The organism is Pseudomonas sp. NPDC087626 (genome assembly GCF_044743405.1).
Taxonomy (GTDB): domain Bacteria; phylum Pseudomonadota; class Gammaproteobacteria; order Pseudomonadales; family Pseudomonadaceae; genus Aquipseudomonas.
Genome location: NZ_JBIUWJ010000046.1, coordinates 21932 through 42304 on the forward strand (window position 1 = coordinate 21932; position 20373 = coordinate 42304).

Here is a 20373-nt window from a genome sequence, read left to right on the forward strand (position 1 = left end):
AGATACGCGGCGTTTTTTTGTGCTCGGGGAATGTGGTGGCTCTTGTGTTGGGGGGGCATATCCGTTGTTATGCCCCCCACCCCAAGCCAAAAAAAACGGCCAACCCACAAACTGGATCAGCCGCATTCTCTACAAACGAAACAACCAAATCACCCAATAAACGAATAAATCAGCGCTGTAATCGCCACCAACCCCACCGCCGTGACAAACACATTCGACGCCTGACCACGGTACTTGGCCATCGCCGGCACCTTACGGATCGCGTACATCGGCATCAGGAACAGGATCGCCGCAATGATCGGCCCACCCAGGGTCTCGATCATGCCCAGGATGCTCGGGTTCAGCGTCGCGACAATCCAGCACACCACCAGCATGAACGCCGCAGTCATGCGGTCCAGGGCCTTGGCACCCGGACGCTTGCCGCTTTTCACGATCAACCCCTTGAGGCCTTCACTGGCACCGATGTAGTGACCCAGGAACGACTTGGAGATCGCCACGAACGCAATCAACGGCGCCACGAACGCGATGGTCGGGTTGCTGAAGTGGTTGGCCAGGTACGACAGGATCGACAGGTTCTGCGCCTTGGCTTCGGCCAACTGCGCAGGCGACAGGGTCAATACGCAACTGAAGACGAAGAACAGCACCATCGCCACCATCAACAGGTGAGCGCGGGACAGGATCTGCGAGCTGCGTTCTTCGGCGTGGACGCCATAACGACGCTTCTGGTCCACCGCGAACGCCGAGATGATCGGCGAGTGGTTGAACGAGAAGACCATCACCGGAATCGCCAGCCACAGCGTATGCAGCAACGCCGAAGGCTCTGGCAGGGTGCTCGCGGTGCTGAGGATGCCGCCATTCCAGTGCGGAATCAGGAACACCGCCAGGAACAGCAGCGCGACGATGAACGGGTAGACCATCAGGCTCATCGCCTTGACGATCACTTGCTCGCCACAACGTACCACCGCCAGCAGGCCAAGGATCAGCACGAACGACAGGATCGCCCGCGGTGGCGGCATGATGTGCAACTGGTGCTCAAGGAAGCTGCCAACGGTGTTGGTCAAAGCCACGCTGTAGATCAGCAGGATCGGAAAGATCGCGAAGAAGTACAGCAAGGTGATCAGCGCGCCGGCCTTGAGGCCGAAATGCTCTTCGACCACCTCGGTGATGTCGGCGCCCTCGCGACCGGACAACACGAAGCGGGTCAGGCCCCGGTGTGCATAAAAGGTCATGGGGAATGCCAGCAGCGCCAGGATCAACAGCGGCCAGAAACCGCCAACACCTGCGTTGATCGGCAAAAACAAGGTTCCCGCACCAATCGCCGTGCCAAACAGGCCCAGCATCCAGGTGGTGTCATGACGATTCCAGCTAGTGAGGCTTGCTGGTGCCGCCGCTTCATAACGCTCATCAACGCTATTGGCCTGATCATTCATCCGGTCGGATCTCCGCATTCCGGTATTTGCCACCCGGTCAGGACGAGTCAGAAAAAGCTGACAGGCAGCGCCCTGGCCGAAACAGGGGCGCGATTGTCCGGTATTAATGAACAGAAGCAAAGACTTAGCTGAGGAGCGGTGGTGCGGATCAGATAAATGACAGGGGGTTTTCTGTTCTGCTGGAGTCTTGGTGTCGATACTGAAATTGGTAGCAGGCACTCAGGGGCAATCGTTATCCGATGAAATCCTTGAGCAGCACAAGGTTTTCTAAACCGGGACTGAACGACTAACAACGCAATATAATCCATCAATTTATATAAGTAGGAATAGCCCTACAACCCGAACACAATTAAACAAGACAAAACATTACTCCAAATAAACGCACGTAATTGTTACAAGCCACCACCCCGCTATTGAGCAACAGGTCTTCCAGGGCTATATTTTTTTGCGCTTTTAATTCTGATAATTAATAACCAGCAACCTGCAAAATCCTCAGAAGGCGATAACCTCATGCAAAAAAACAAGGTGACTTTTAAATGCCTGCTTCTCGCGGCACTGTTATGTCCACTTAGTAGCTTTGCGCAACAACCCCCCGCCATTGCCGACATCCGGGAAATGGCCTCCTCTGCTCGATGGCTGACAACCAAGGTGTATATCGAGGGCGCCCCCCAAACGGACGTGAAAGACAATTATCCAGGCGTGGTTGGAATATCAACGTGGGACCCGGAACGCAATCGCTACGAGTTTTTTTACACTGACACAGGCGAATCCAAGTACAGCAATGGCGGCGGCGGGTACTTTTTCGTCACTGGCGATCATAAGACCCACATTCTGGTACCCGATGTCGGGCCAATCAAGACAGTGGTCAGGCGCCTGGAAGCACTGAATCGAAACGAGTTCACTTACTCTCGTGAAGTCCCCCACCATACGGGACAAAACACCCCCCCTGTGCGCATCTATGTTGTTCATGCCCCTTACACTGGTTCAGTAGAAACTAAGTCCGCGCTCAAGCCAGGCACACCTGTCACCGACTAATATCAACCGATCGACTTTATGTTATCGACCTGAGAGACCCCAGCCAAACTGTAGCCTCCTTTGAAATACTTCAGCCGCCAAACCAAAACATGGAGAGTCACCGTGCAGAAAATAATCAGAACACTGCTGGCACCCACACTACTTGTTACTTCGCTCTTTTGCAGTGCGGTCAGCGCGCAGCCCACAACAACTTCCGCTGCAAAAAATGCCGTTGCTACGCCAGAGAATGCAGTCATGCTGACTGTTTTTTTAAAACATGATCAGTCAAGGCCCTTGGGCGAACTGAAGACTCAGCTTGCCAGTCAAGGATTTTACAAGACATTTCCACCTGCGGGAGTCGAGGTTGTCAGTTGGAACATCATGATGGGCATTGGGCAAGTGGTCACACTACGACTTCCAGCCTCTCGCTTGGCAGAAGTAAATCTCGCACTCGAAAATACGGCGTGGGGAGCATACAGGACCGAGTTTTATCCGACCTATGATTTCAAAGCCATCGCACTGGCGGAACAAAACAGGGCAAACCAGTCGCCAACAGCCCAGTGACATTGCAGCAGCACACTGCCTTTGCAGTGTGCTGCGCATAGACGTCACTGCGCTTGCGGTGGCCCAGCATCATAAATTTGCTTCTTGCGCGAAGCAGGCCAGACTGGAAAACACTGCAACCGTGATCAACCACCATTGCCAATTGGTTCTGGAATCAGCACTCTGAAACGACGCATGACGCCCGCCACGCCGCCGACTACAGGAGCAAAGTAATGCCCGCAACTGTCCTTGTACTGGTTGAAACCATCAACGACTACCTGCCGATTCTCGAACACCAAGGCTTTCACCTGATCCTCGCCCCCACTCCTACCGAACGCACCCAAGCCATCAACACCTACGGCGGGCAAATCGACGCAGTGCTGACTCGCGGGCCACTGGGTCTGTATGCCGAAGAAATCGCCGCCCTGCCCAACCTGAAGATCATCTGCGTGATCGGCGCCGGCTACGAGCAGGTCGATCTGCAGGCAGCCAGCAACCGGGGCATTCGCGTGACCAATGGTGCGGGGGTCAACGCCTCATCGGTGGCCGACCATGCCATGGCCCTGTTGTTGGCACTGGTGCGTGACATTCCCCGGGCCGATTCGGCAGTGCGCCGCGGCGAATGGCCAAAAATCATGCGCCCCTCCCTCGCCGGCAAGCGCCTGGGCATACTCGGGCTCGGTGCGGTGGGCATGGCTATCGCCAAGCGCGCGGCCAATGGTTTTGACATGAGCGTCAGTTACCACAACCGCCAGGTGCGCAACGACGTGCCCTATGACTTCTGCTCCACCCCCACCGAACTGGCGCGGGCCTCGGACTTTCTGATGGTTTGCACCCCGGGCGGCCTGGGCACCCAGCACCTGATCAACAAGCAGGCGCTGGACGCCCTCGGTCCCCACGGTTTTATCGTCAACATTGCCCGCGCCAGCGTGATCGTCACCAGCGACTTGATCAGCGCCCTGGAGCAGCGCCGGATCGCCGGAGCCGCCCTGGATGTGTTCGATGACGAACCCCTGGTGCCGGATGCGCTCAAGGCCCTGAACAATGTGATCCTCACCCCTCACGTCGCGGGCCTGTCGCCCGAAGCGACCCAGGGCACCGTGGAACTGGTGGGGCAGAACCTGCTGGCGTTCTTCTCCAGTCGCCCGCTGCTGACCCCCATAGAACTGCCACCGGCGGTTCGGCGCGCGCTGCGCTGAAGCACTTTCAAACGCCTGTATCAAAAGCAATGATTAACCGGCAACACGCTCACCTATAAAGGGCCGCCGTGGTTGTGGGTGCCGGGTGTGCGCATTAGATTAGCCAATAATTCCTGCCATCCAGAATAAGCAGAAGGGATAAGCATGGCGCTTAACGACCAGTCCACCCGTATTCGCGCAGGCGAAGAACTCGATGCCAGCCTGATCGATCCGTACCTCAAGGCCCACATTCCGGGCTTGAGCGGGTTGCCGCAGATCAGCCAGTTCCCCGGCGGTGCGTCGAACCTGACGTACCTGCTGGAATACCCCGAGCAGGAATTTGTCCTGCGTCGCCCGCCCTTTGGCCACAAGGCCAAGTCCGCCCATGATATGGGCCGCGAGTTCCGCATCCTCAACCAGCTCAAGGACGGCTTCCCTTACTGCCCCAAAGCCTACGTGCACTGCACCGACGAAGCGGTGATCGGCGCCGAGTTCTATGTAATGGAACGGGTCAAGGGCATCATCCTGCGCTCCGAACTGCCACCGGAGCTGGGCCTGGATGCGACAAAGACCCAGGCACTGTGCAAGAGCTTCATCGACAAGCTCGTCGAGTTGCATGGCGTCGACTACCAGGCCTGTGGCCTGGCCGACCTGGGCAAGCCTGAAGGTTATGTGGCGCGGCAGATTCGTGGCTGGAGCGAGCGCTACGACAAGGCCCTGACCCCGGATGCGCCGAGCTGGGAGGCGGTCAAGGCCTGGCTCAACGACAAGATGCCAGCCGACCACCCGACGTCGAGCATCGTGCACAACGACTATCGCTTCGACAACGTGATCCTCGACCCTCACAACCCAATGCAGATCATTGGCGTGCTGGACTGGGAGCTGACCACCCTGGGCGATCCGCTGATGGACCTGGGCAACTCCCTCGCCTACTGGATCGAGGCCGCCGACCCGGCGCCAGTGCAACTGATGCGCCGCCAACCCAGCCATGCCCCCGGCATGCTGACCCGGCGTGAGTTCGTCGACTACTACGCCGAACGCTCAGGCATCCAGATCGACAATTTCGACTTCTACTACACCTACGGGCTGTTCCGCCTGGCCGGTATCGTGCAGCAGATCTACTACCGTTTCTTCCATGGCCAGACCCAGGACAAACGCTTTGCGCAGTTCATCTCGATGAACAAGCTGCTGGAGCAGATGAGCCTGCAAGTGATCCACAAATCCAGCCTCTGACCGCCCTTCCGGCGCCACGCCCCCTCACAAGGAAAAACCATGTCCAAGACTCAGTTGTTCGACCTCGACGGCAAGATCGCGTTTGTCTCCGGCGCCAGCCGTGGCATCGGTGAGGCCATTGCCCGGCTGCTGGCCCAGCAAGGCGCCCATGTGATCGTGTCGAGCCGCAAGCTCGAGGGTTGCCAGCACGTGGCCGACGCCATCATCGCCGAAGGTGGCAAGGCTACTGCGATTGCTTGCCACATTGGAGAAATGGAGCAGATCAGCCAGGTCTTTGCCGGGATCCGCGAACAGTTCGGCCGCCTGGATATCCTGGTCAACAACGCTGCCACCAACCCGCAGTTCTGCAACGTGTTGGACACGGACCTGGGGGCCTTCCAGAAAACCGTCGATGTGAATATCCGCGGGTACTTCTTCATGTCGGTGGAAGCCGGCAAGCTGATGCGCGAGAACGGTGGCGGCAGCATCATCAACGTGGCGTCGATCAACGGCATCTCGCCGGGTATCTTCCAGGGCATCTACTCGGTGACCAAGGCCGCGGTGATCAACATGACCAAGGTCTTTGCCAAGGAATGTGCGCAGTTCGGCATTCGTTGCAACGCCCTGCTGCCGGGCCTGACTGACACCAAGTTTGCCTCGGCGCTGGTGAAGAACGACGCGATCCTCAATACCGCACTGCAACAGATCCCGCTCAAGCGCGTGGCTGCGCCGAGTGAAATGGCGGGCGCGGTGCTGTACCTGGCGAGCGATGCGTCCAGCTATACCACTGGGGTTTCGTTGAATGTGGATGGCGGCTTCCTGTCCTGACCGCTAGGTAGCCTGTAGGAGCTGCCGAGAGCAACGAAGCTGCATTCGATCAAAGATCGCAGCCTTCGGCAGCGTCTATAGGGGTGGCTGGTGGCCCCGCACCAACCGCTGCGCCAGCGCCTTGGCCTGGCTTGCCACATCCGTCACCGCGGTACTTTCCCACCACATGCCCCGCAAGGGTGGACCCATGGCGAACAGCCGTTGGGCGACCTGGCCCTGGGCGTCGATCACTGCCCCATCGGCTCGCGCGGCAATCCCCAGGGCCAGCGGCCCCGGCTGGATCAAGCCACGGACCAGCAACTGCCGGGGTAATGGCCGGGCAACCCGGCGCCAGTCGTATTCGATGCCACTGGAGTTGATCAAGGCATCGCCGTCGACCACTGTTATCTCAGACTCGCCGCGTCGCCGCAGCGCCAGGCTGAGCCGACCCTCGTGCGCCGGCAGCAGGCCCTTGAACGACGCTGCGTGAATCCGCAGCCGTCCCTGCTCATGCAAACGGGCCACCAATTCGGCACTCAGGGGTGACGAACGGTGGTGATGGCTTTCCCACCAGGGCCGCACATGCCGCACGAACTGCCGGCGCTGCACGTCCGTGGCCTGGCTCCACAAGCGCGCGATATGAGCGCGCACGGTGTCCAGCGGCGCTTGCCAGTCGATGCCCTGGGCCAGCGCCGCCCGGCACTGGCGGCGCACCTCGCGAAGCAGTTGTCGGGGGCTGCGGATGTCCGGGTCCTGGGCCAGGAAATCCATCCACTCCGGCGGTTGCCGCCGCACATGCGGCAGCAGGCCGTGGCGGGAGAACACTTCGATTGGTCCACGGTGGCCGGCCTGCTCCAACGAGACCACGGCATCGACCATGGTCAGGCCGGAGCCGATGATCATCACTGTCGCGTGCGGATCGAGTTCCGCCATCGCCGCCACGTCCCAGGGATCGAGCGCCGCAGCATTGACTCCGCAGGAGTGGGTTTGCGGGGTTCTCGCCGCCGGGAACATGCCAGTGGCCAGCACCGCAAACTCACCGCGTAGCCGGCTGCCGTCACTCAAGGTCAACCAGGTCGCCTGGGCATCGACCTGCAGGTCCACCACTTCGCCGCGCACATGCTCGACGCTCGAGCCCTGCAGGGCACCCTGTTCCTGCGCTTGCGCCAGGCGCTGTTGCACATAGACCCCGAACAGCCCCCGCGGCGGGAACAACTCGGCAACCGGCACCGCTTGCTCTGCCGATTCCGGCCAGCCACCGGTGGCGATGAAGGTGCTCAGCCATTGGCTCAGGTCATCGGCATTGTCCGGATCGACGCTCATCCGCGCCGCGTTGCCATTGAGGGTATGGCCCAGTTCGACGGCACTGTAGGCCTCACCACGACCCAGTTCGGCGCGCGGTTCGATCACCAGCACCTGGCGTCGGCCCGGCAGGCGCATCAATTGCGCTGCCAGTAGTGCACCACTCAAGCCACCGCCGACAATCAGGATATCGGCGCTACGCAAATCCGGCGGTGTTTGCTCGCAGGGAATCTCGCTCATGAATTTCTCATAATTATTTTTAATTCAATGATTTAGATAGCTTTTAGAGAATCTACATGAGATTTAGATCACCACGTTACGGACAAACCTGACAGCCACGGCGCCATCGTTGCGATAGGCGTGGGTGCGGTCGCTGGCAAAACTGATGAACTCACCGCTCGACAATAGCCGTTCCTCATCGCCCAGCACCACCGTCAGGCAACCCTCAAAGACATACACCTGTTCACTCCAGCCTTCGGCATCCGCTTCCGACAGATAGTTCTCGCCGGGCTCTAGCCGCCATTGCCATAGCTCCACCTCGCGTCTGGCGCTGGCCTTGGCCAACAACACTGCCTGGCTGCCGGGGATTGCTCCGGCCCAGGCCAGCTCGTTGATGCGACTGGGATCACGGGCATCGGGGGCTTGGATCAAGTCGCTGAAGGCCACGTCCAGCGCTTCGGCAACCCGGTCGAGGGTGGTCAGGCTGACGTTCTTCTCGCCAGCCTCGATGGCTACCAGCATCCGTCGGCTGACCCCGGACTTTTCTGCCAGCGCAGTCTGGCTCAGTTCGGCGGCATGGCGCAGGCGGCGAACATTCTGGCTGACGTGTTGCAGGACGGAGGCGCGTTGGCCATGGTCTTTGTGCACTATATTGCTCACTTTTTTGATTGCGCAGTATACTGCCCAACTGTCGACGCATTGTGCGTCCCACTCAGGAAGCGCGCAAGACCATGACGCCGGCAACCCCTTGCAATCCCTCTTCCCGGCGCCTGCGTTTAAGCAAGGCCGAGTGCGTGCTGGTGCTGATCACCATGATCTGGGGCGGCACGTTCCTGCTGGTGCAACACGCCATGACCGTCAGCGGACCGATGTTCTTCGTCGGCCTGCGCTTTGCCGCCGCCGCGTGCCTGGTGGCCCTGTTCTCCTGGCGCAGCTTGCGTGACCTGACCCTGTTCGAGTTCAGGGCGGGGTTCTTCATCGGCGCCGCGATCATGATCGGCTACGGCCTGCAAACAGTCGGCCTGCAGACCATCCCCAGCAGCCAGTCGGCCTTCATCACCGCACTATATGTGCCGTTCGTGCCCTTGCTGCAATGGCTGGTGATGGGGCGTCGGCCAGGGCTGATGCCCAGCATCGGCATCATGCTGGCCTTTGCCGGATTGATGCTGATCTGCGGCCCGGCCGGGGCATCGCTGAATTTCAATGCCGGCGAATTGGTGACCTTGATCAGTGCCGTGGCCATCGCCGTCGAGATCATCCTGATCAGCAGCTACGCCGGCCGTGTCGATGTGCGGCGGGTCACGGTGGTGCAACTGGCGACCACCTCGATCCTGGCGATGCTGATGATTGTACCGACCGGGGAAGTCATTCCCGGATTCTCCTGGTTCCTACTGGCCAGCGCCCTGGGCCTGGGCGCCGCGAGCGCCGCGATTCAACTGGCGATGAACTGGGCACAAAAAAGCGTCTCACCAACGCGCGCGACCTTGATCTACGCCGGCGAGCCAGTGTGGGCCGGGATTGTCGGAAGGATTGCCGGGGAACGGTTGCCAGGATTGGCGCTGGTTGGCGCGGGGTTGATCGTGCTGGCGGTGATTGTCAGTGAGTGGAAGGTCAGGGTGAAGGCTGCAGATCGGGTACAGGATGCTGTGTAGGGATATGGCGATTCGACGGGTTGAAGGGCGGCGAGGACTGCGTCCTCGAACGCAGCCTCGCGGGCTCGGCAGCTGCTACGGGGGGCTGGGGTATTGCCCAGATTTGTGGTGTGTGGGGATCGCCATCGCGGGCGAGCCCGCTCCCACAGGGGATACGTTCCAGCCAGGCAAAGCAGGGCGCAACTCTAAGTAGCCGTTACCGCAGCAACGGATATGCACATACATCTACCCACCACCGAAACAATGATAAACAGGTAAATTCAGTCTAACTTGTAGGATTCTGCCACAGCTTGGCAGTTGGTGATCCGGGCCTCGGCAAGTATGATCCTTCACAAACTTGCGCAGAATAGAAGCCTATGTCCCTGATAGTTCTACTGCTTCTGCCATTCATTGGCAGCTGTCTGGCGGCTTTGCTGCCCCACAATGCACGTAATGCTGAATCGATTCTCGCTGGACTGGTCGCCCTCGTCGGCACCATCCAGGTAGCCTTGCTGTACCCGCAAATCGCCGACGGCGGGGTGATTCGCGAAGAATTCTCCTGGCTGCCCAGCCTCGGCCTGAACTTCGTCCTGCGCATGGACGGGTTCGCCTGGCTGTTTTCCATGCTCGTGCTGGGCATCGGCACCCTGGTGTCGCTCTACGCCCGTTACTACATGTCGCCCGAAGACCCGGTACCGCGCTTCTTCGCGTTTTTCCTGGCGTTCATGGGCGCCATGCTCGGATTGGTGATCTCCGGCAACCTGATTCAAATGGTGTTCTTCTGGGAACTGACCAGCCTCTTCTCATTCCTGTTGATCGGCTACTGGCACCACCGCGCCGACGCCCGCCGAGGCGCGTACATGGCGTTGATGGTCACCGGTGCCGGTGGATTGTGCCTGCTGGCGGGGGTCATGCTGCTTGGCCATGTCGTCGGCAGCTACGACCTTGACCAGGTCCTGGCCGCCGGCGATCTGATTCGCGCCCACGCGCTCTACCCCATCCTGTTACCCCTGATCCTGATCGGCGCCTTGAGCAAAAGCGCACAGTTCCCCTTCCACTTCTGGCTCCCCCACGCCATGGCCGCACCGACACCGGTCTCGGCCTACCTGCACTCAGCAACCATGGTCAAGGCCGGCGTCTTCCTGCTGGCGCGCTTGTGGCCGTCGCTGTCCGGCAGCGAAGAATGGTTCTACATCGTCAGCGGCGCCGGGGCCTGCACCCTGTTGCTCGGCGCCTACTGCGCCATGTTCCAGAACGACCTCAAGGGCCTGCTGGCCTACTCGACCATCAGCCACCTGGGCCTGATCACCCTGCTGCTCGGCCTCAACAGCCCGCTGGCGGCAGTGGCAGCGGTGTTCCACATTCTCAACCACGCGACCTTCAAGGCCTCGCTGTTCATGGCTGCGGGGATCATCGACCACGAAAGTGGCACCCGTGACATCCGCAAGCTCAGTGGCTTGATCCGCCTGATCCCGTTCACCGCCACCCTGGCCATGGTCGCCAGCGCCTCGATGGCCGGCGTGCCGTTGCTCAACGGTTTCCTCTCCAAAGAGATGTTCTTCGCCGAAACGGTGTTCATCAACGCCACCGCCTGGGTCGAGACCAGCCTGCCGATCATCGCGACCATCGCCGGCACCTTCAGCGTCGCCTACTCCCTGCGCTTCACGGTCGACGTGTTCTTCGGCCCGACCGCCACCGACCTGCCCCATACCCCTCACGAGCCTCCACGCTGGATGCGCGCGCCGGTCGAGTTGCTGGTGTTCACCTGCCTGCTGGTGGGGATTTTCCCGGCCCAGGTGGTCGGCCCGCTGCTGGCCGCTGCCGCCTTGCCGGTAGTCGGTGGCACCTTGCCCGAGTACAGCCTGGCGATCTGGCACGGCCTCAATGCGCCGATGATCATGAGCCTGATCGCGATGTCCTGCGGCATCATTCTCTATCTGCTGCTGCGCAACCAGTTCAAGCACGGGCGCTTCAAGTACCCGCCGCTGATTGGCCGGTTCAACGGCAAGCGCCTGTTCGAACGCAGCCTGGTGGTGATGATGCGCCTGGCCCGCCGCCTGGAGCGACGGATCAGCACCAAGCGCCTGCAGGCACAACTGTTCCTGCTGGTGCTGGCGGCAGTGCTGGCCGGGTTGATCCCAATGCTGGGCAGCGGTATCAGTTGGGGTGACCGGCCGAAGATTCCGGGCTCGATTGTCTTCGTCACCCTGTGGCTGCTGGCGATTGTCTGCGCCCTGGGCGCCGCCTGGCAGGCCAAGTACCACCGTCTTGCTGCCCTGACCATGGTCAGTGTCTGCGGCCTGATGACCTGCATCACCTTCGTCTGGTTCTCGGCCCCGGACCTGGCCCTGACCCAACTGGTGGTCGAGGTGGTGACCACGGTGCTGATCCTGCTGGGCCTGCGCTGGTTGCCACGGCGGATCGAGGAAGTCTCGCCACTGCCGGGCAGCGAAGCCCGGGCCAAGGTTCGCCGTCTGCGCGACTTGCTGCTGTCGATCGCGGTCGGTGTCGGCATGGCGCTGCTGTCCTACGCCATGCTGACCCGCCAGACACCCAACGACATTTCCTCGTTCTACCTCAGCCGCGCCTTGCCCGAAGGCGGCGGCAGCAACGTGGTCAACGTGATGCTGGTGGACTTCCGCGGCTTCGACACCCTGGGTGAAATCACCGTGCTGGCGGCCGTGGCGCTGACCGTGTTCGCCTTGCTGCGGCGCTTCCGTCCACCCAAGGAAAGCATGCAACTGCCGGCGCAACAGCGCCTGCTGGCACCCGACGTGGTCACCGACCTGGTCAACCCGCGCCAGGCCAGCGACACCGCCCTGGGCTTCATGATGGTCCCGGCCGTGCTGGTGCGCCTGCTGCTGCCGATTGCCCTGGTGGTCTCGTTCTACCTGTTCATGCGCGGGCACAACCAGCCTGGCGGCGGGTTTGTCGCCGGCCTGGTGATGTCGGTGGCGTTCATCCTGCAGTACATGGTGGCCGGTACCCAATGGGTCGAGGCACAGATGAGCCTGCGTCCGTTGCGCTGGATGGGCACCGGGCTGTTGTTCGCCAGCGTCACCGGCCTCGGCGCCATGGCCGCCGGCTATCCGTTCCTGACCACCCATACCTGGCACTTCAGCTTGCCGCTGCTGGGTGATATCCATATTGCCAGCGCGCTGTTCTTCGACGTCGGCGTGTATGCCGTGGTGGTCGGTTCGACCCTGTTGATCCTGACGGCCCTGGCGCACCAATCGGTGCGTGGCCACAAACCGAGCAGCCAGCCCAAACCCATTGCCAAGCCAGGAGCTGCCTGATGGAAGAAGTCATCGCAATTGCCATTGGCGTACTGGCGGCCTCCGGGGTCTGGCTGGTACTGCGTCCGCGGACCTTCCAGGTGGTGATGGGCCTGTGCCTGCTGTCCTACGGGGTCAATCTGTTCATCTTCAGCATGGGCAGCCTGTTTATCGGCAAGGAGCCGATCATCAAGGACGGCGTGCCCCAGGACCTGCTGAACTACACCGATCCCCTGCCCCAGGCGCTGGTACTCACCGCCATCGTCATCAGCTTTGCCATGACCGCGCTGTTCCTGGTGGTGCTGCTGGCATCCCGGGGCCTGACCGGCACCGACCATGTCGATGGCCGGGAGCCTAAAGAATGAACTGGATGCAACATCTGATCGCCGCCCCCATTCTCCTGCCGTTGCTGACGGCGGCCTTGATGCTGCTGCTGGGGGAAAAACATCGCCCACTCAAGGCCCGGCTCAACCTGTTTTCCAGCCTGATCGGCCTGGGGATCTCGGTGATGCTGCTGTACTGGACCCAGCAACAGGGTGCCCCCAACTCCATCGGCGTGTACCTGCCCGGCAACTGGCCGGTGCCGTTCGGCATCGTGCTGGTGGTCGATCGCCTGTCGGCCTTGATGCTGGTCCTGACCGGCATCATCGGCGTCAGCGCCCTGCTGTTCGCCATGGCCCGCTGGGACGGGGCCGGGGCCAGTTTCCATGCGCTGTTCCAGATTCAACTGATGGGCCTGTACGGCGCCTTCCTGACGGCCGACCTGTTCAACCTGTTCGTGTTCTTCGAAGTACTGCTGGCGGCCTCCTATGGCCTGATGCTGCACGGCTCGGGCCGCACCCGGGTATCCGCGGGCCTGCACTACATCTCGATCAACCTGCTGGCCTCCTCGCTGTTCCTGATTGGCGCGGCGCTGATCTACGGCGTCACCGGCACCCTGAACATGGCCGACCTGGCGCTGAAGATTCCCCTGGTGCCCGAAGCCGATCGCGGCCTGCTGCATGCCGGCGCGGCGATCCTCGCGGTGGCGTTCCTGGCCAAGGCCGGGATGTGGCCACTGAACTTCTGGCTGGTGCCGGCCTACTCCTCGGCCAGTGCGCCGGTGGCGGCGATGTTCGCGATCATGACCAAGGTCGGCGTCTACACCCTGCTGCGCCTGTGGACCCTGCTGTTTTCCGGACAGGCCGGAGCCTCGGCGTATTTCGGCGGTGACTGGCTGATCTACGGCGGCATGGCGACCATTGTCTGCGCGGCGCTGGCGATCCTCTCCGCGCGCCGCCTGGAACGCATGGCCAGCCTGAGCATCCTGGTCTCGGCCGGCATCCTGCTCTCGGCCATCGGCTTTGCCCAACCGAACCTGGTGGCAGCGGCGTTGTTCTATCTGGTCAGCTCGACCCTGGCCCTCAGTGCGCTGTTTCTCCTGGCAGAACTGATCGAGCGCTCGCGCACGGCGGTGGAAATCCCCCTGGACGACGAAGTCGAAGCGCTGCCACGTCCACTCGGAGCGAGCCCGCCGACCAAGGGCATCAACCTCGACGACGAACAGCAAGCCGTGGTCGGCCAGGTGATTCCCTGGACCATGGCCTTTCTCGGCCTCAGCTTCATTGCCTGCGCCCTGCTGATCATCGGCATGCCGCCACTCTCGGGCTTTATCGGCAAGCTCAGCCTGCTCAGTGCCCTGCTCAACCCGCTGGGGCTCGGCGCGTCCTCGGGCCAGCCGGTGTCGACTGCGGCCTGGTGCCTGCTCGCGCTGTTGATCCTGTCCGGGCTGGCTTCGCTGATCGCGTTCTCGCGCCTGGGCATCCAGCGTTTCTGGACCCCGGAAGAGCGCCAGCCACCGGTCCTGCGGCGCCTGGAGTGCGTGCCGATCATCGCCTTGCTGGGCCTGAGCATCTTGCTGACCTTCAAGGCCGAACCGCTGATGCGGTTCACCCAGACCGCCGCCGACACCCTGAACAATCCCCAGCAGTACGTCATGGCCGTGCTCGGCACCCGCGCCGTGCCTAGTCCGGAAGCCCAGGCCGCCGCGCAGGAGGTGCACCCATGAGGCGTCTGTTTCCGGCTCCCTGGCTATCCCTGGCGCTGTGGGTACTGTGGTTGGCACTGAACCTTTCAGTCAGCCCGGGCAACCTGTTGCTCGGCGCGCTGCTGGGCTTCTGTGCCCCGCTGATGATGCGCAAGCTGCGCCCGCTACCGATCCGCATCCGCCGCCCGGGGGTGGTCCTGCGCCTGTTCCTGCTGGTGGGGCGTGACGTGCTGGGGTCGAACCTGGCGGTGGCCTGGGGCGTCCTGAATGCCAAGCGACGCCCGCCGCGCTCACGGTTCGTCAAGGTGCCGCTGGACCTGCGCGACGCCAACGGCCTGGCGGCGCTGTCGATGATCACCACGGTGGTGCCCGGCACGGTCTGGTCGGAGTTGGCACTGGATCGCAGCATTCTGCTGCTGCATGTGTTCGACCTGGAGGACGAAGCGCAATTCATCGAACACTTCAAGGCGACCTACGAGCGCCCCCTGATGGAGATCTTCGAATGAGTGCCCTGCTCTCGAATGCGATTGTGTTCAGCCTGTTCGTGTTTTCCCTGGCCATGGTGCTGACCCTGATCCGCCTGTTCAAAGGCCCCTCGGCCCAGGACCGGGTCCTGGCGCTGGACTACCTGTACATCATCGCCATGCTGATGATGCTGGTGCTGGGCATCCGCTATGCCAGTGATACCTACTTTGAAGCGGCGCTGCTGATTGCGCTGTTCGGCTTCGTCGGCTCCTTTGCCCTGGCGAAATTCCTCCTGCGCGGCGAGGTGATCGAATGAACCAGGCTTCTCAATTGCCCCTGTGGGTCGAGATCACCGTGGCCATTTTGCTGGTCATCAGCAGCCTGAGCGCCCTGATCGGTGCCATCGGCATGGTGCGCCTGAAGGATTACTTCCAGCGCATGCACCCGCCCGCACTGGCCTCGACCCTGGGGGCCTGGTGCGTAGCGCTGGCGTCGATCATTTATTTTTCGACGCTCAAGGCCAGTCCGGTGCTGCATGCGTGGCTGATCCCGATACTGCTGTCGATCACCATGCCGGTGACGACCCTGCTGCTGGCGCGCGCGGCGTTGTTCCGCAAGCGCATGGCGGGCGATGACGTGCCGGCTGAAGTCAGCAGCCGGCGCAACGAGAGCGGTAGTTGAGAGGCTGATTCAGACCCAGGCAACGGTCAGCAGCCCCGCCCCCAGGACTACGCACAGGGGGGAAAAGGCCCAGGTGTCGAGGCGCGCGAACTTCGACCCGACCTGCTCCTTGAAGAACCCCACCAGGTCCGAATCACCAATGGCCCGGGCAAACATCAGCAGGGCAATCGCGCTGATCAACCATTGCAGCGACCAATGTTGAATCTGTGGCACCAGCAGTCCCACTCGCAAGCTCACCATCAGGGCAATCAGCAGCAGCCCGACGGCTACCGCCAGGGTGCCCAGTGACGAAGGTTTGAAAGCCGGGCGCAACCCCTTGCCCTCGGGCGTCGGGACGTAGGGCACTACCGCATCATTGGCCCATTGACCACCCAGCGCCCAGTACACATGGATCAGGCTGATCACCACAAATGCTCCTGCAAGCCATTGAGCAAGCACGAAGGTCATGATCGAGTTTCCTTGAATCGTTGGCAGAAAAAACAGCCTAGACCAGACTAATCCTCAATGCTTTGCGATTTATCAATGAAACGCCGATCGGTATGAGCAATATCTCCGTGCCCCTCAGTTCGCTTACGCTGCGCAGGCCTGGCTGCCGCGCTGCCAGTTCAGGTCGGTAAAGTGGATCGGTGCCTGAGCGATGTCAGGACCGCCTGGCGCAGGAAAAAAGCCAGCCGCTGCTTATTCAGTCAATTGACTGCAGTAGAGGGTCCAGTGATCGCGGGACGAGGTTTATCGGGCAGGCGGTTCCTGCAGCTGCTGCAACTCTCGACGCACCATGCTGGCGTACTCCGCCGGGCGCAACAGGTAGAGCTGTGAAGCCACCCAGTTCAGCCAGGCTCCTTGCATGACCGCCTTTTCGGCGAACAACTGCAGCGCATGGGCGTGGGCACGTGCCTGGTGCTGCTGATGAAAATCAGCCCGGGACAGGCTCATTACTCACTGGCCTTGAACGACACCAACTCACCCTTGCGGAACTTCGCTGCCTTGGCGGTAACGGCCTTCAGGGTCTTGGTCAGGCCTTCCTGCAGTTGCTGATGCGCAGCAAACACGGTGACCACGCTATGGCCTTCCTTGAACACGATGGCTTGGCCATCGGTAGTGGTGACGAACGCGTAATCACCCAGGCCGTAGACCGTCAGTTTGATTTCGCGAAACTTGATTTCCAACTTGCCGCCTTCGCGGCTGGGTAATACCGCGGCGCGAAAATGATCGCCGACCTTGAGTTCAAGGCGCTGTTTGTCATCCACCACCAGGGCCGACTCGGTATCGATCTCGGCGACGTAGATACCTTCGGGGTTTTGCTCGGTGATGTAGACGAAACGAGATTGAAACTGCTTAACCAGCTTTGCGCGCAAATCACCCAGCACAAACAAAGCGTGCATATCGAGATTACTTACTGCCAACGAAATATCCCCACATCAGAAATGACACTGCCGGCAGAAAAACAGGCAGCAAAAAAAACGGCCGTACCGAAGATGTCGCAACAATGGCCCAGGCTGTCATCGTGAAGCCGGTAGAGCACCGCTTCATCGCAAGGCACGAGCAGGCTACTGGATAACCACTCGCACCGTCGTCTCTGGCAGTCGTCGGATGTTGAAGGAAATGTTCCTTCTAACGATCAGAGAATACTGGACTATCAACTTTAGGGAAAAAGCTCATAAAAAAAAGCATTTTTCTGACATATAGCCTGAAGAAAATTGCTTTAGATGAGCACCTACCTCCAGTCAGTGGAGGATTCTAGAGCAGCCAAGCGCTCCTAGACTACTGAAAGTGACGTGCGACCGTCGGCAAACCATAGAAAAGGAATTCCTATGTACTCACAACACCTTGCCAGCCTAATCACCAGCAACCGCCACTATTCGCCACAGACCGTTCACGACGGGACTTGCAGGGCGATCGGCGAGCTTTTTCCAGCACCGCTTCAATTGCGTTATCAAGTCATACTCGCTGGGAATGGCTTCTTTCATATCACAGAAACCGCTACAGGTCGTGTAAGGGGTTTCCGTATGAGCCACAACGAAGCCTGTGCCCTCGCCCGCACCTTCGAAGCCAGCCACTAAGTAACCGCCCTGTAAACCGGCGCAGGTGTTTCGTCATACCAATGACATAACTGCGCCGCCTCCCCGCAACAACTGCCATACTGCCCGACCATTGAGACCCAGCCTCCTCGGCGGACTGCGTTGCAATCAATAGAATAATTTCCAAGGGAAGGCGCACGTGACCGAATTTGATATCGGCGAGTTTTTCATCCGGGGCGAAGCCAGAGAAATCGACGGCGAATTCCAGGCAGTGATTGTTATGCGTGCCAAACCACCGCTGACCACCATCACCTATCACCAGGTCGAAAAAGACCGCTGGTTCAAGACCTGCGAAGTGGCTGCCGTCGCGGCCATGGAGTCGGCCAAGGCCCTCAAGCTCGCCGTCGATCAAGGCGCCCTGAAGAGCTGATCAGACTTTCGCTGCTGCGGCCCGTGGCCTCTCGGGCTGCCCGGCATTCAACTGCGCCAACCAGGCATCCTTGCAGGCTTGCGCCTCTGTGCGGCTGCCAAAGGCCGTTCCGTACTGCTCGCCATTGAGCAGGACCACCCAGCACACTGCTTGCCCCAACGCCCGCAACCCGGCAGGCACACCACTGCCAATCATCACGGCAACATCGACCTTACATTGCATGAACCCCCCTCGGGATATTCATTAGCTTCCTATCAATAGGCCTATGATAATGAATAGCCGAATGGGGAAATAGCGATGTGCCTGCACTATTTAGTTGCGTAACCGGTAACAATCGCGCGTAGGAGCGAGCTTGCTCGCGATGAACGTTAACGATGACGCGTATAACCTGAACAAACGCGCTGTCTTTGAGTTCATCGCGAGCAAGCTCGCTCCTACAATGACCAGCATTACGCCAAACGCAAAAATCGCAACCTGCAGCAACATCCGCCTCGGACGCTGTTGCAAGTTGCGATTTGTTTGCGGCAACCCTCTAAGGGTGACCCGCGCGAATCAAGCTTGACGCTGGTGCTTGTCGATCTGCTCGTGACGTTCTTGAGCTTCGATGCAGTACTTGGTGGTCGGGCTGATCAGCAGGCGCTTGAGGCCAATAGCCTCGCCGCTGTCGTCGCACCAGCCAAAACTGTCGTCAGCGATGCGCTCCAGGGCACGTTCCAGCTGAGGCAGCATGCGCTGGTCACGGTCAATGGCGTTCACCAGCCAGGTGCGCTCTTCTTCGACCGAAGCCGCGTCAGCCGGATCTGCCGGGGTGTCCAGGCTTTCAATGGCGATACGGTTCTGCTCGATACGCTCGTGGGTTTCCACCTTCATGTTTTGCAGCAGCTCAGTGAAATAAGCCTGTTGCTCGGCATTCATGTAGTCATCCGCCGGCATGGCCAGCAACTTATCCTTTGTCATTGATTTCTCTATAAAAAATACGTGCATTAAGGCGAATCAGGATGCGTTCCGGTCAACCTGCCAGGTTTCGCAAAGGCGCCATACATTCCAAGCGCCACCCAGCAGTCAATTTACGAGGGGGCGGCAGTCTAAGGCCGAGGGGCGGCCTCAGCAACTGAAAAGACAGGGAATTTGTCTGACAAAGCCCTTAAATTGCTCTGCGGCAAGCTTTGGGCGTTTATCGGAGTGCGTTTATAGCAAGAAATTCAACCCAGCGGCTGTATATAGAAGACAAACGGCGACAGGCGCCCGCCAGAAGTGTTCAAGGCCAGTCATTTAGCGCTAGATTCTGTCCCTAGCCCCGCCACTCTCCAAGGAGTTGTACATGAAGCTGATCGGAATGCTCGATTCACCTTATGTAAGACGTGTCGCCATCAGCCTCAAGACCCTGGACATCCCGTTCGAGCACGCCTCGATTTCGGTGTTCCGCGGTTTCGAGGCGTTCCAGGCGATCAACCCGGTGGTCAAGGCGCCCACGCTGGTGCTGGACGACGGCGAAGTGCTGATGGATTCGACCCTGATCATCGACTACCTGCAAGCCCTGGGCAGCCCGGGTAAAAGCCTGATGCCGGCGTCCCTGGATCAGCGCCTGCGCTCCTTGCGGCTGATCGGCCTGGCATTGGCCGCGTGCGAGAAGTCGGTGCAGATCTATTACGAACGCAACTTGCGCCCCGCCGAGAAACAACATGCGCCCTGGCTGGAGCGGGTCAGCGGGCAATTGCATGCGGCGTACTCGGCACTGGAGCGGGAACTGGCCAGGCAACCGCTGCCTATGGATGGCACCTTGCAACAGGACGGCATCACCCTCGCCGTAGCCTGGAGCTTCACCCTGCTGGTGGTGCCCGACCAGGTCGACATCACGCAGTTTCCACTGATCAGCGCATTTACCGCGTATGCCGAACAGCAGCCGGCGTTTATCGAGACCCCGATGACCTGAGGCCTCGCCTGATGCTTGCCGCTCCCGGCCTGCCCGCGATGGCCTTCCAGATATCGCCATCGCGGTATAGGTATCTACACAGCTGTGGTGCCGACCAGGATGTTGGATTAGGCGGAGTACATATCCATTTCTTCGGTAACGGCCTCCTATGGTTCCGCTTTTACAGCGGCTCACTTTTGAACAGCGCAAAAGTAAGCAAAACGCTCTTG

23 protein-coding genes and 1 pseudogene are annotated in these 20373 nt (G+C 60.4%); 16 read left to right on the plus strand and 8 right to left on the minus strand.

The annotated features are described in order from the left end of the window. Positions 1–149: 149 nt before the first annotated feature. Entirely contained in the window at positions 150–1430 is a 1281-nt protein-coding gene (locus tag ACIOVD_RS26030) for a serine/threonine transporter (protein ID WP_401131004.1), read from the minus strand. 510 nt (positions 1431–1940) lie between these two features. Here ACIOVD_RS26030 and ACIOVD_RS26035 point away from each other — a divergent pair. From ACIOVD_RS26035 to ACIOVD_RS26055, 5 genes are all read left to right on the plus strand, one after another. Beyond that, on the plus strand, positions 1941–2465 hold the full coding sequence (locus ACIOVD_RS26035) for a DUF4822 domain-containing protein (RefSeq protein WP_401131006.1): 525 nt from the start codon (positions 1941–1943) through the stop codon (positions 2463–2465). A 102-nt stretch (positions 2466–2567) separates the two neighbouring features. Continuing rightward, positions 2568–3008, plus strand: coding sequence for a hypothetical protein (locus ACIOVD_RS26040; protein WP_095171432.1), 441 nt, complete (start codon positions 2568–2570; stop codon positions 3006–3008). 212 nt (positions 3009–3220) lie between these two features. Beyond that, complete coding sequence (locus ACIOVD_RS26045) at positions 3221–4186, plus strand: 2-hydroxyacid dehydrogenase (protein ID WP_095171433.1); 966 nt, start codon at positions 3221–3223, stop codon at positions 4184–4186. 144 nt (positions 4187–4330) lie between these two features. Next, positions 4331–5398, plus strand: a complete 1068-nt coding sequence (locus ACIOVD_RS26050; RefSeq protein ID WP_159996783.1) for a phosphotransferase family protein — start codon at positions 4331–4333, stop codon at positions 5396–5398. Between the two features lie 39 nt (positions 5399–5437). Continuing rightward, positions 5438–6205 (plus strand): SDR family oxidoreductase, encoded by a 768-nt coding sequence (locus tag ACIOVD_RS26055; protein ID WP_095171437.1) that lies wholly within the window; start codon positions 5438–5440, stop codon positions 6203–6205. 75 nt (positions 6206–6280) lie between these two features. Here ACIOVD_RS26055 and ACIOVD_RS26060 read toward each other — a convergent pair whose 3' ends face one another. Both ACIOVD_RS26060 and ACIOVD_RS26065 read right to left on the minus strand, forming a co-directional pair. After that, a complete protein-coding gene (locus tag ACIOVD_RS26060) occupies positions 6281–7726 on the minus strand; it encodes an FAD/NAD(P)-binding protein (RefSeq protein WP_401131010.1) in 1446 nt (481 codons plus the stop codon). A 63-nt stretch (positions 7727–7789) separates the two neighbouring features. Continuing rightward, positions 7790–8353: a helix-turn-helix domain-containing protein gene (locus tag ACIOVD_RS26065; protein WP_401131012.1), complete on the minus strand. Its 564-nt coding sequence runs from the start codon at positions 8351–8353 to the stop codon at positions 7790–7792. Between ACIOVD_RS26065 and ACIOVD_RS26070 the strand changes: the two are divergent. From ACIOVD_RS26070 to ACIOVD_RS26100, 7 genes and pseudogenes are all read left to right on the plus strand, one after another. Beyond that, positions 8348–9357 (plus strand): annotated as a pseudogene (locus ACIOVD_RS26070) (DMT family transporter). The gene ACIOVD_RS26065 and the pseudogene ACIOVD_RS26070 sit on opposite strands and share 6 nt — an antisense overlap. 356 nt (positions 9358–9713) lie before the next feature. Next, positions 9714–12632 (plus strand): monovalent cation/H+ antiporter subunit A, encoded by a 2919-nt coding sequence (locus ACIOVD_RS26075; protein ID WP_095171442.1) that lies wholly within the window; start codon positions 9714–9716, stop codon positions 12630–12632. Then, on the plus strand, positions 12632–12976 hold the full coding sequence (locus ACIOVD_RS26080) for a Na+/H+ antiporter subunit C (RefSeq protein WP_005789164.1): 345 nt from the start codon (positions 12632–12634) through the stop codon (positions 12974–12976). Before ACIOVD_RS26075 ends, ACIOVD_RS26080 begins: the two co-directional genes overlap by 1 nt. After that, positions 12973–14658 (plus strand): monovalent cation/H+ antiporter subunit D, encoded by a 1686-nt coding sequence (locus ACIOVD_RS26085; protein WP_401131015.1) that lies wholly within the window; start codon positions 12973–12975, stop codon positions 14656–14658. Before ACIOVD_RS26080 ends, ACIOVD_RS26085 begins: the two co-directional genes overlap by 4 nt. Next, entirely contained in the window at positions 14655–15143 is a 489-nt protein-coding gene (locus ACIOVD_RS26090) for a Na+/H+ antiporter subunit E (protein ID WP_401131017.1), read from the plus strand. Before ACIOVD_RS26085 ends, ACIOVD_RS26090 begins: the two co-directional genes overlap by 4 nt. Beyond that, on the plus strand, positions 15140–15418 hold the full coding sequence (locus tag ACIOVD_RS26095; protein ID WP_095171447.1) for a K+/H+ antiporter subunit F: 279 nt from the start codon (positions 15140–15142) through the stop codon (positions 15416–15418). Before ACIOVD_RS26090 ends, ACIOVD_RS26095 begins: the two co-directional genes overlap by 4 nt. Continuing rightward, positions 15415–15783 (plus strand): Na+/H+ antiporter subunit G, encoded by a 369-nt coding sequence (locus ACIOVD_RS26100; RefSeq protein ID WP_401131019.1) that lies wholly within the window; start codon positions 15415–15417, stop codon positions 15781–15783. The genes ACIOVD_RS26095 and ACIOVD_RS26100 overlap by 4 nt, the downstream gene beginning before the upstream one ends. 9 nt (positions 15784–15792) lie before the next feature. Here the strand turns inward: ACIOVD_RS26100 and ACIOVD_RS26105 are convergent, their stop codons facing one another. From ACIOVD_RS26105 to ACIOVD_RS26115, 3 genes are all read right to left on the minus strand, one after another. Further along, positions 15793–16230: a DUF3995 domain-containing protein gene (locus ACIOVD_RS26105; RefSeq protein ID WP_095171451.1), complete on the minus strand. Its 438-nt coding sequence runs from the start codon at positions 16228–16230 to the stop codon at positions 15793–15795. Positions 16231–16512: 282 nt separating this feature from the next. After that, a complete protein-coding gene (locus ACIOVD_RS26110) occupies positions 16513–16716 on the minus strand; it encodes a hypothetical protein (RefSeq protein ID WP_159996793.1) in 204 nt (67 codons plus the stop codon). Continuing rightward, complete coding sequence (locus ACIOVD_RS26115) at positions 16716–17165, minus strand: hypothetical protein (protein WP_401131022.1); 450 nt, start codon at positions 17163–17165, stop codon at positions 16716–16718. The genes ACIOVD_RS26110 and ACIOVD_RS26115 overlap by 1 nt, the downstream gene beginning before the upstream one ends. 429 nt (positions 17166–17594) lie before the next feature. On the opposite strand from ACIOVD_RS26115, the gene ACIOVD_RS26120 reads away from it, so the two are divergent. Together ACIOVD_RS26120 and ACIOVD_RS26125 are read left to right on the plus strand one after the other, a co-directional pair. Beyond that, complete coding sequence (locus tag ACIOVD_RS26120; protein WP_401131024.1) at positions 17595–17843, plus strand: hypothetical protein; 249 nt, start codon at positions 17595–17597, stop codon at positions 17841–17843. Between the two features lie 157 nt (positions 17844–18000). Continuing rightward, positions 18001–18231 carry a hypothetical protein gene (locus tag ACIOVD_RS26125; RefSeq protein WP_095171458.1) on the plus strand — a complete coding sequence of 77 codons (231 nt, stop codon included), beginning with the start codon at positions 18001–18003 and terminating at the stop codon, positions 18229–18231. Here ACIOVD_RS26125 and ACIOVD_RS26130 read toward each other — a convergent pair whose 3' ends face one another. Further along, entirely contained in the window at positions 18232–18453 is a 222-nt protein-coding gene (locus tag ACIOVD_RS26130; protein ID WP_159996795.1) for a hypothetical protein, read from the minus strand. Between the two features lie 330 nt (positions 18454–18783). Next, positions 18784–19188, minus strand: coding sequence for a TraR/DksA C4-type zinc finger protein (locus ACIOVD_RS26135; RefSeq protein WP_095171462.1), 405 nt, complete (start codon positions 19186–19188; stop codon positions 18784–18786). A 364-nt stretch (positions 19189–19552) separates the two neighbouring features. Here ACIOVD_RS26135 and ACIOVD_RS26140 point away from each other — a divergent pair, with 364 nt between their 5' ends. Both ACIOVD_RS26140 and ACIOVD_RS26145 read left to right on the plus strand, forming a co-directional pair. Continuing rightward, positions 19553–20164, plus strand: a complete 612-nt coding sequence (locus ACIOVD_RS26140) for a glutathione S-transferase (protein ID WP_159996797.1) — start codon at positions 19553–19555, stop codon at positions 20162–20164. Positions 20165–20175: 11 nt separating this feature from the next. Beyond that, positions 20176–20373, plus strand: a 198-nt coding sequence (locus ACIOVD_RS26145; protein ID WP_401131027.1) for a hypothetical protein, incomplete at its 3' end; no start/stop codon positions are given.

Bases quoted from the DNA above. Each gene is read 5' to 3' on its own strand.
- ACIOVD_RS26080 (WP_005789164.1), top strand. From the start codon at position 12,632: ATGGAAGAAGTCATCGCAATTGCCATTGGCGTACTGGCGGCCTCCGGG.
- ACIOVD_RS26130 (WP_159996795.1), bottom strand. From the start codon at position 18,453: ATGCAATGTAAGGTCGATGTTGCCGTGATGATTGGCAGTGGTGTGCCT.
- ACIOVD_RS26075 (WP_095171442.1), top strand. From the start codon at position 9,714: ATGTCCCTGATAGTTCTACTGCTTCTGCCATTCATTGGCAGCTGTCTG.
- ACIOVD_RS26055 (WP_095171437.1), top strand. From the start codon at position 5,438: ATGTCCAAGACTCAGTTGTTCGACCTCGACGGCAAGATCGCGTTTGTC.
- ACIOVD_RS26120 (WP_401131024.1), top strand. From the start codon at position 17,595: ATGTACTCACAACACCTTGCCAGCCTAATCACCAGCAACCGCCACTAT.
- ACIOVD_RS26060 (WP_401131010.1), bottom strand. From the start codon at position 7,726: ATGAGCGAGATTCCCTGCGAGCAAACACCGCCGGATTTGCGTAGCGCC.
- ACIOVD_RS26085 (WP_401131015.1), top strand. From the start codon at position 12,973: ATGAACTGGATGCAACATCTGATCGCCGCCCCCATTCTCCTGCCGTTG.
- ACIOVD_RS26115 (WP_401131022.1), bottom strand. From the start codon at position 17,165: ATGCACGCTTTGTTTGTGCTGGGTGATTTGCGCGCAAAGCTGGTTAAG.
- ACIOVD_RS26030 (WP_401131004.1), bottom strand. From the start codon at position 1,430: ATGAATGATCAGGCCAATAGCGTTGATGAGCGTTATGAAGCGGCGGCA.
- ACIOVD_RS26050 (WP_159996783.1), top strand. From the start codon at position 4,331: ATGGCGCTTAACGACCAGTCCACCCGTATTCGCGCAGGCGAAGAACTC.
- ACIOVD_RS26095 (WP_095171447.1), top strand. From the start codon at position 15,140: ATGAGTGCCCTGCTCTCGAATGCGATTGTGTTCAGCCTGTTCGTGTTT.
- ACIOVD_RS26100 (WP_401131019.1), top strand. From the start codon at position 15,415: ATGAACCAGGCTTCTCAATTGCCCCTGTGGGTCGAGATCACCGTGGCC.
- ACIOVD_RS26035 (WP_401131006.1), top strand. From the start codon at position 1,941: ATGCAAAAAAACAAGGTGACTTTTAAATGCCTGCTTCTCGCGGCACTG.
- ACIOVD_RS26140 (WP_159996797.1), top strand. From the start codon at position 19,553: ATGAAGCTGATCGGAATGCTCGATTCACCTTATGTAAGACGTGTCGCC.
- ACIOVD_RS26090 (WP_401131017.1), top strand. From the start codon at position 14,655: ATGAGGCGTCTGTTTCCGGCTCCCTGGCTATCCCTGGCGCTGTGGGTA.
- ACIOVD_RS26110 (WP_159996793.1), bottom strand. From the start codon at position 16,716: ATGAGCCTGTCCCGGGCTGATTTTCATCAGCAGCACCAGGCACGTGCC.
- ACIOVD_RS26105 (WP_095171451.1), bottom strand. From the start codon at position 16,230: ATGACCTTCGTGCTTGCTCAATGGCTTGCAGGAGCATTTGTGGTGATC.
- ACIOVD_RS26135 (WP_095171462.1), bottom strand. From the start codon at position 19,188: ATGACAAAGGATAAGTTGCTGGCCATGCCGGCGGATGACTACATGAAT.
- ACIOVD_RS26045 (WP_095171433.1), top strand. From the start codon at position 3,221: ATGCCCGCAACTGTCCTTGTACTGGTTGAAACCATCAACGACTACCTG.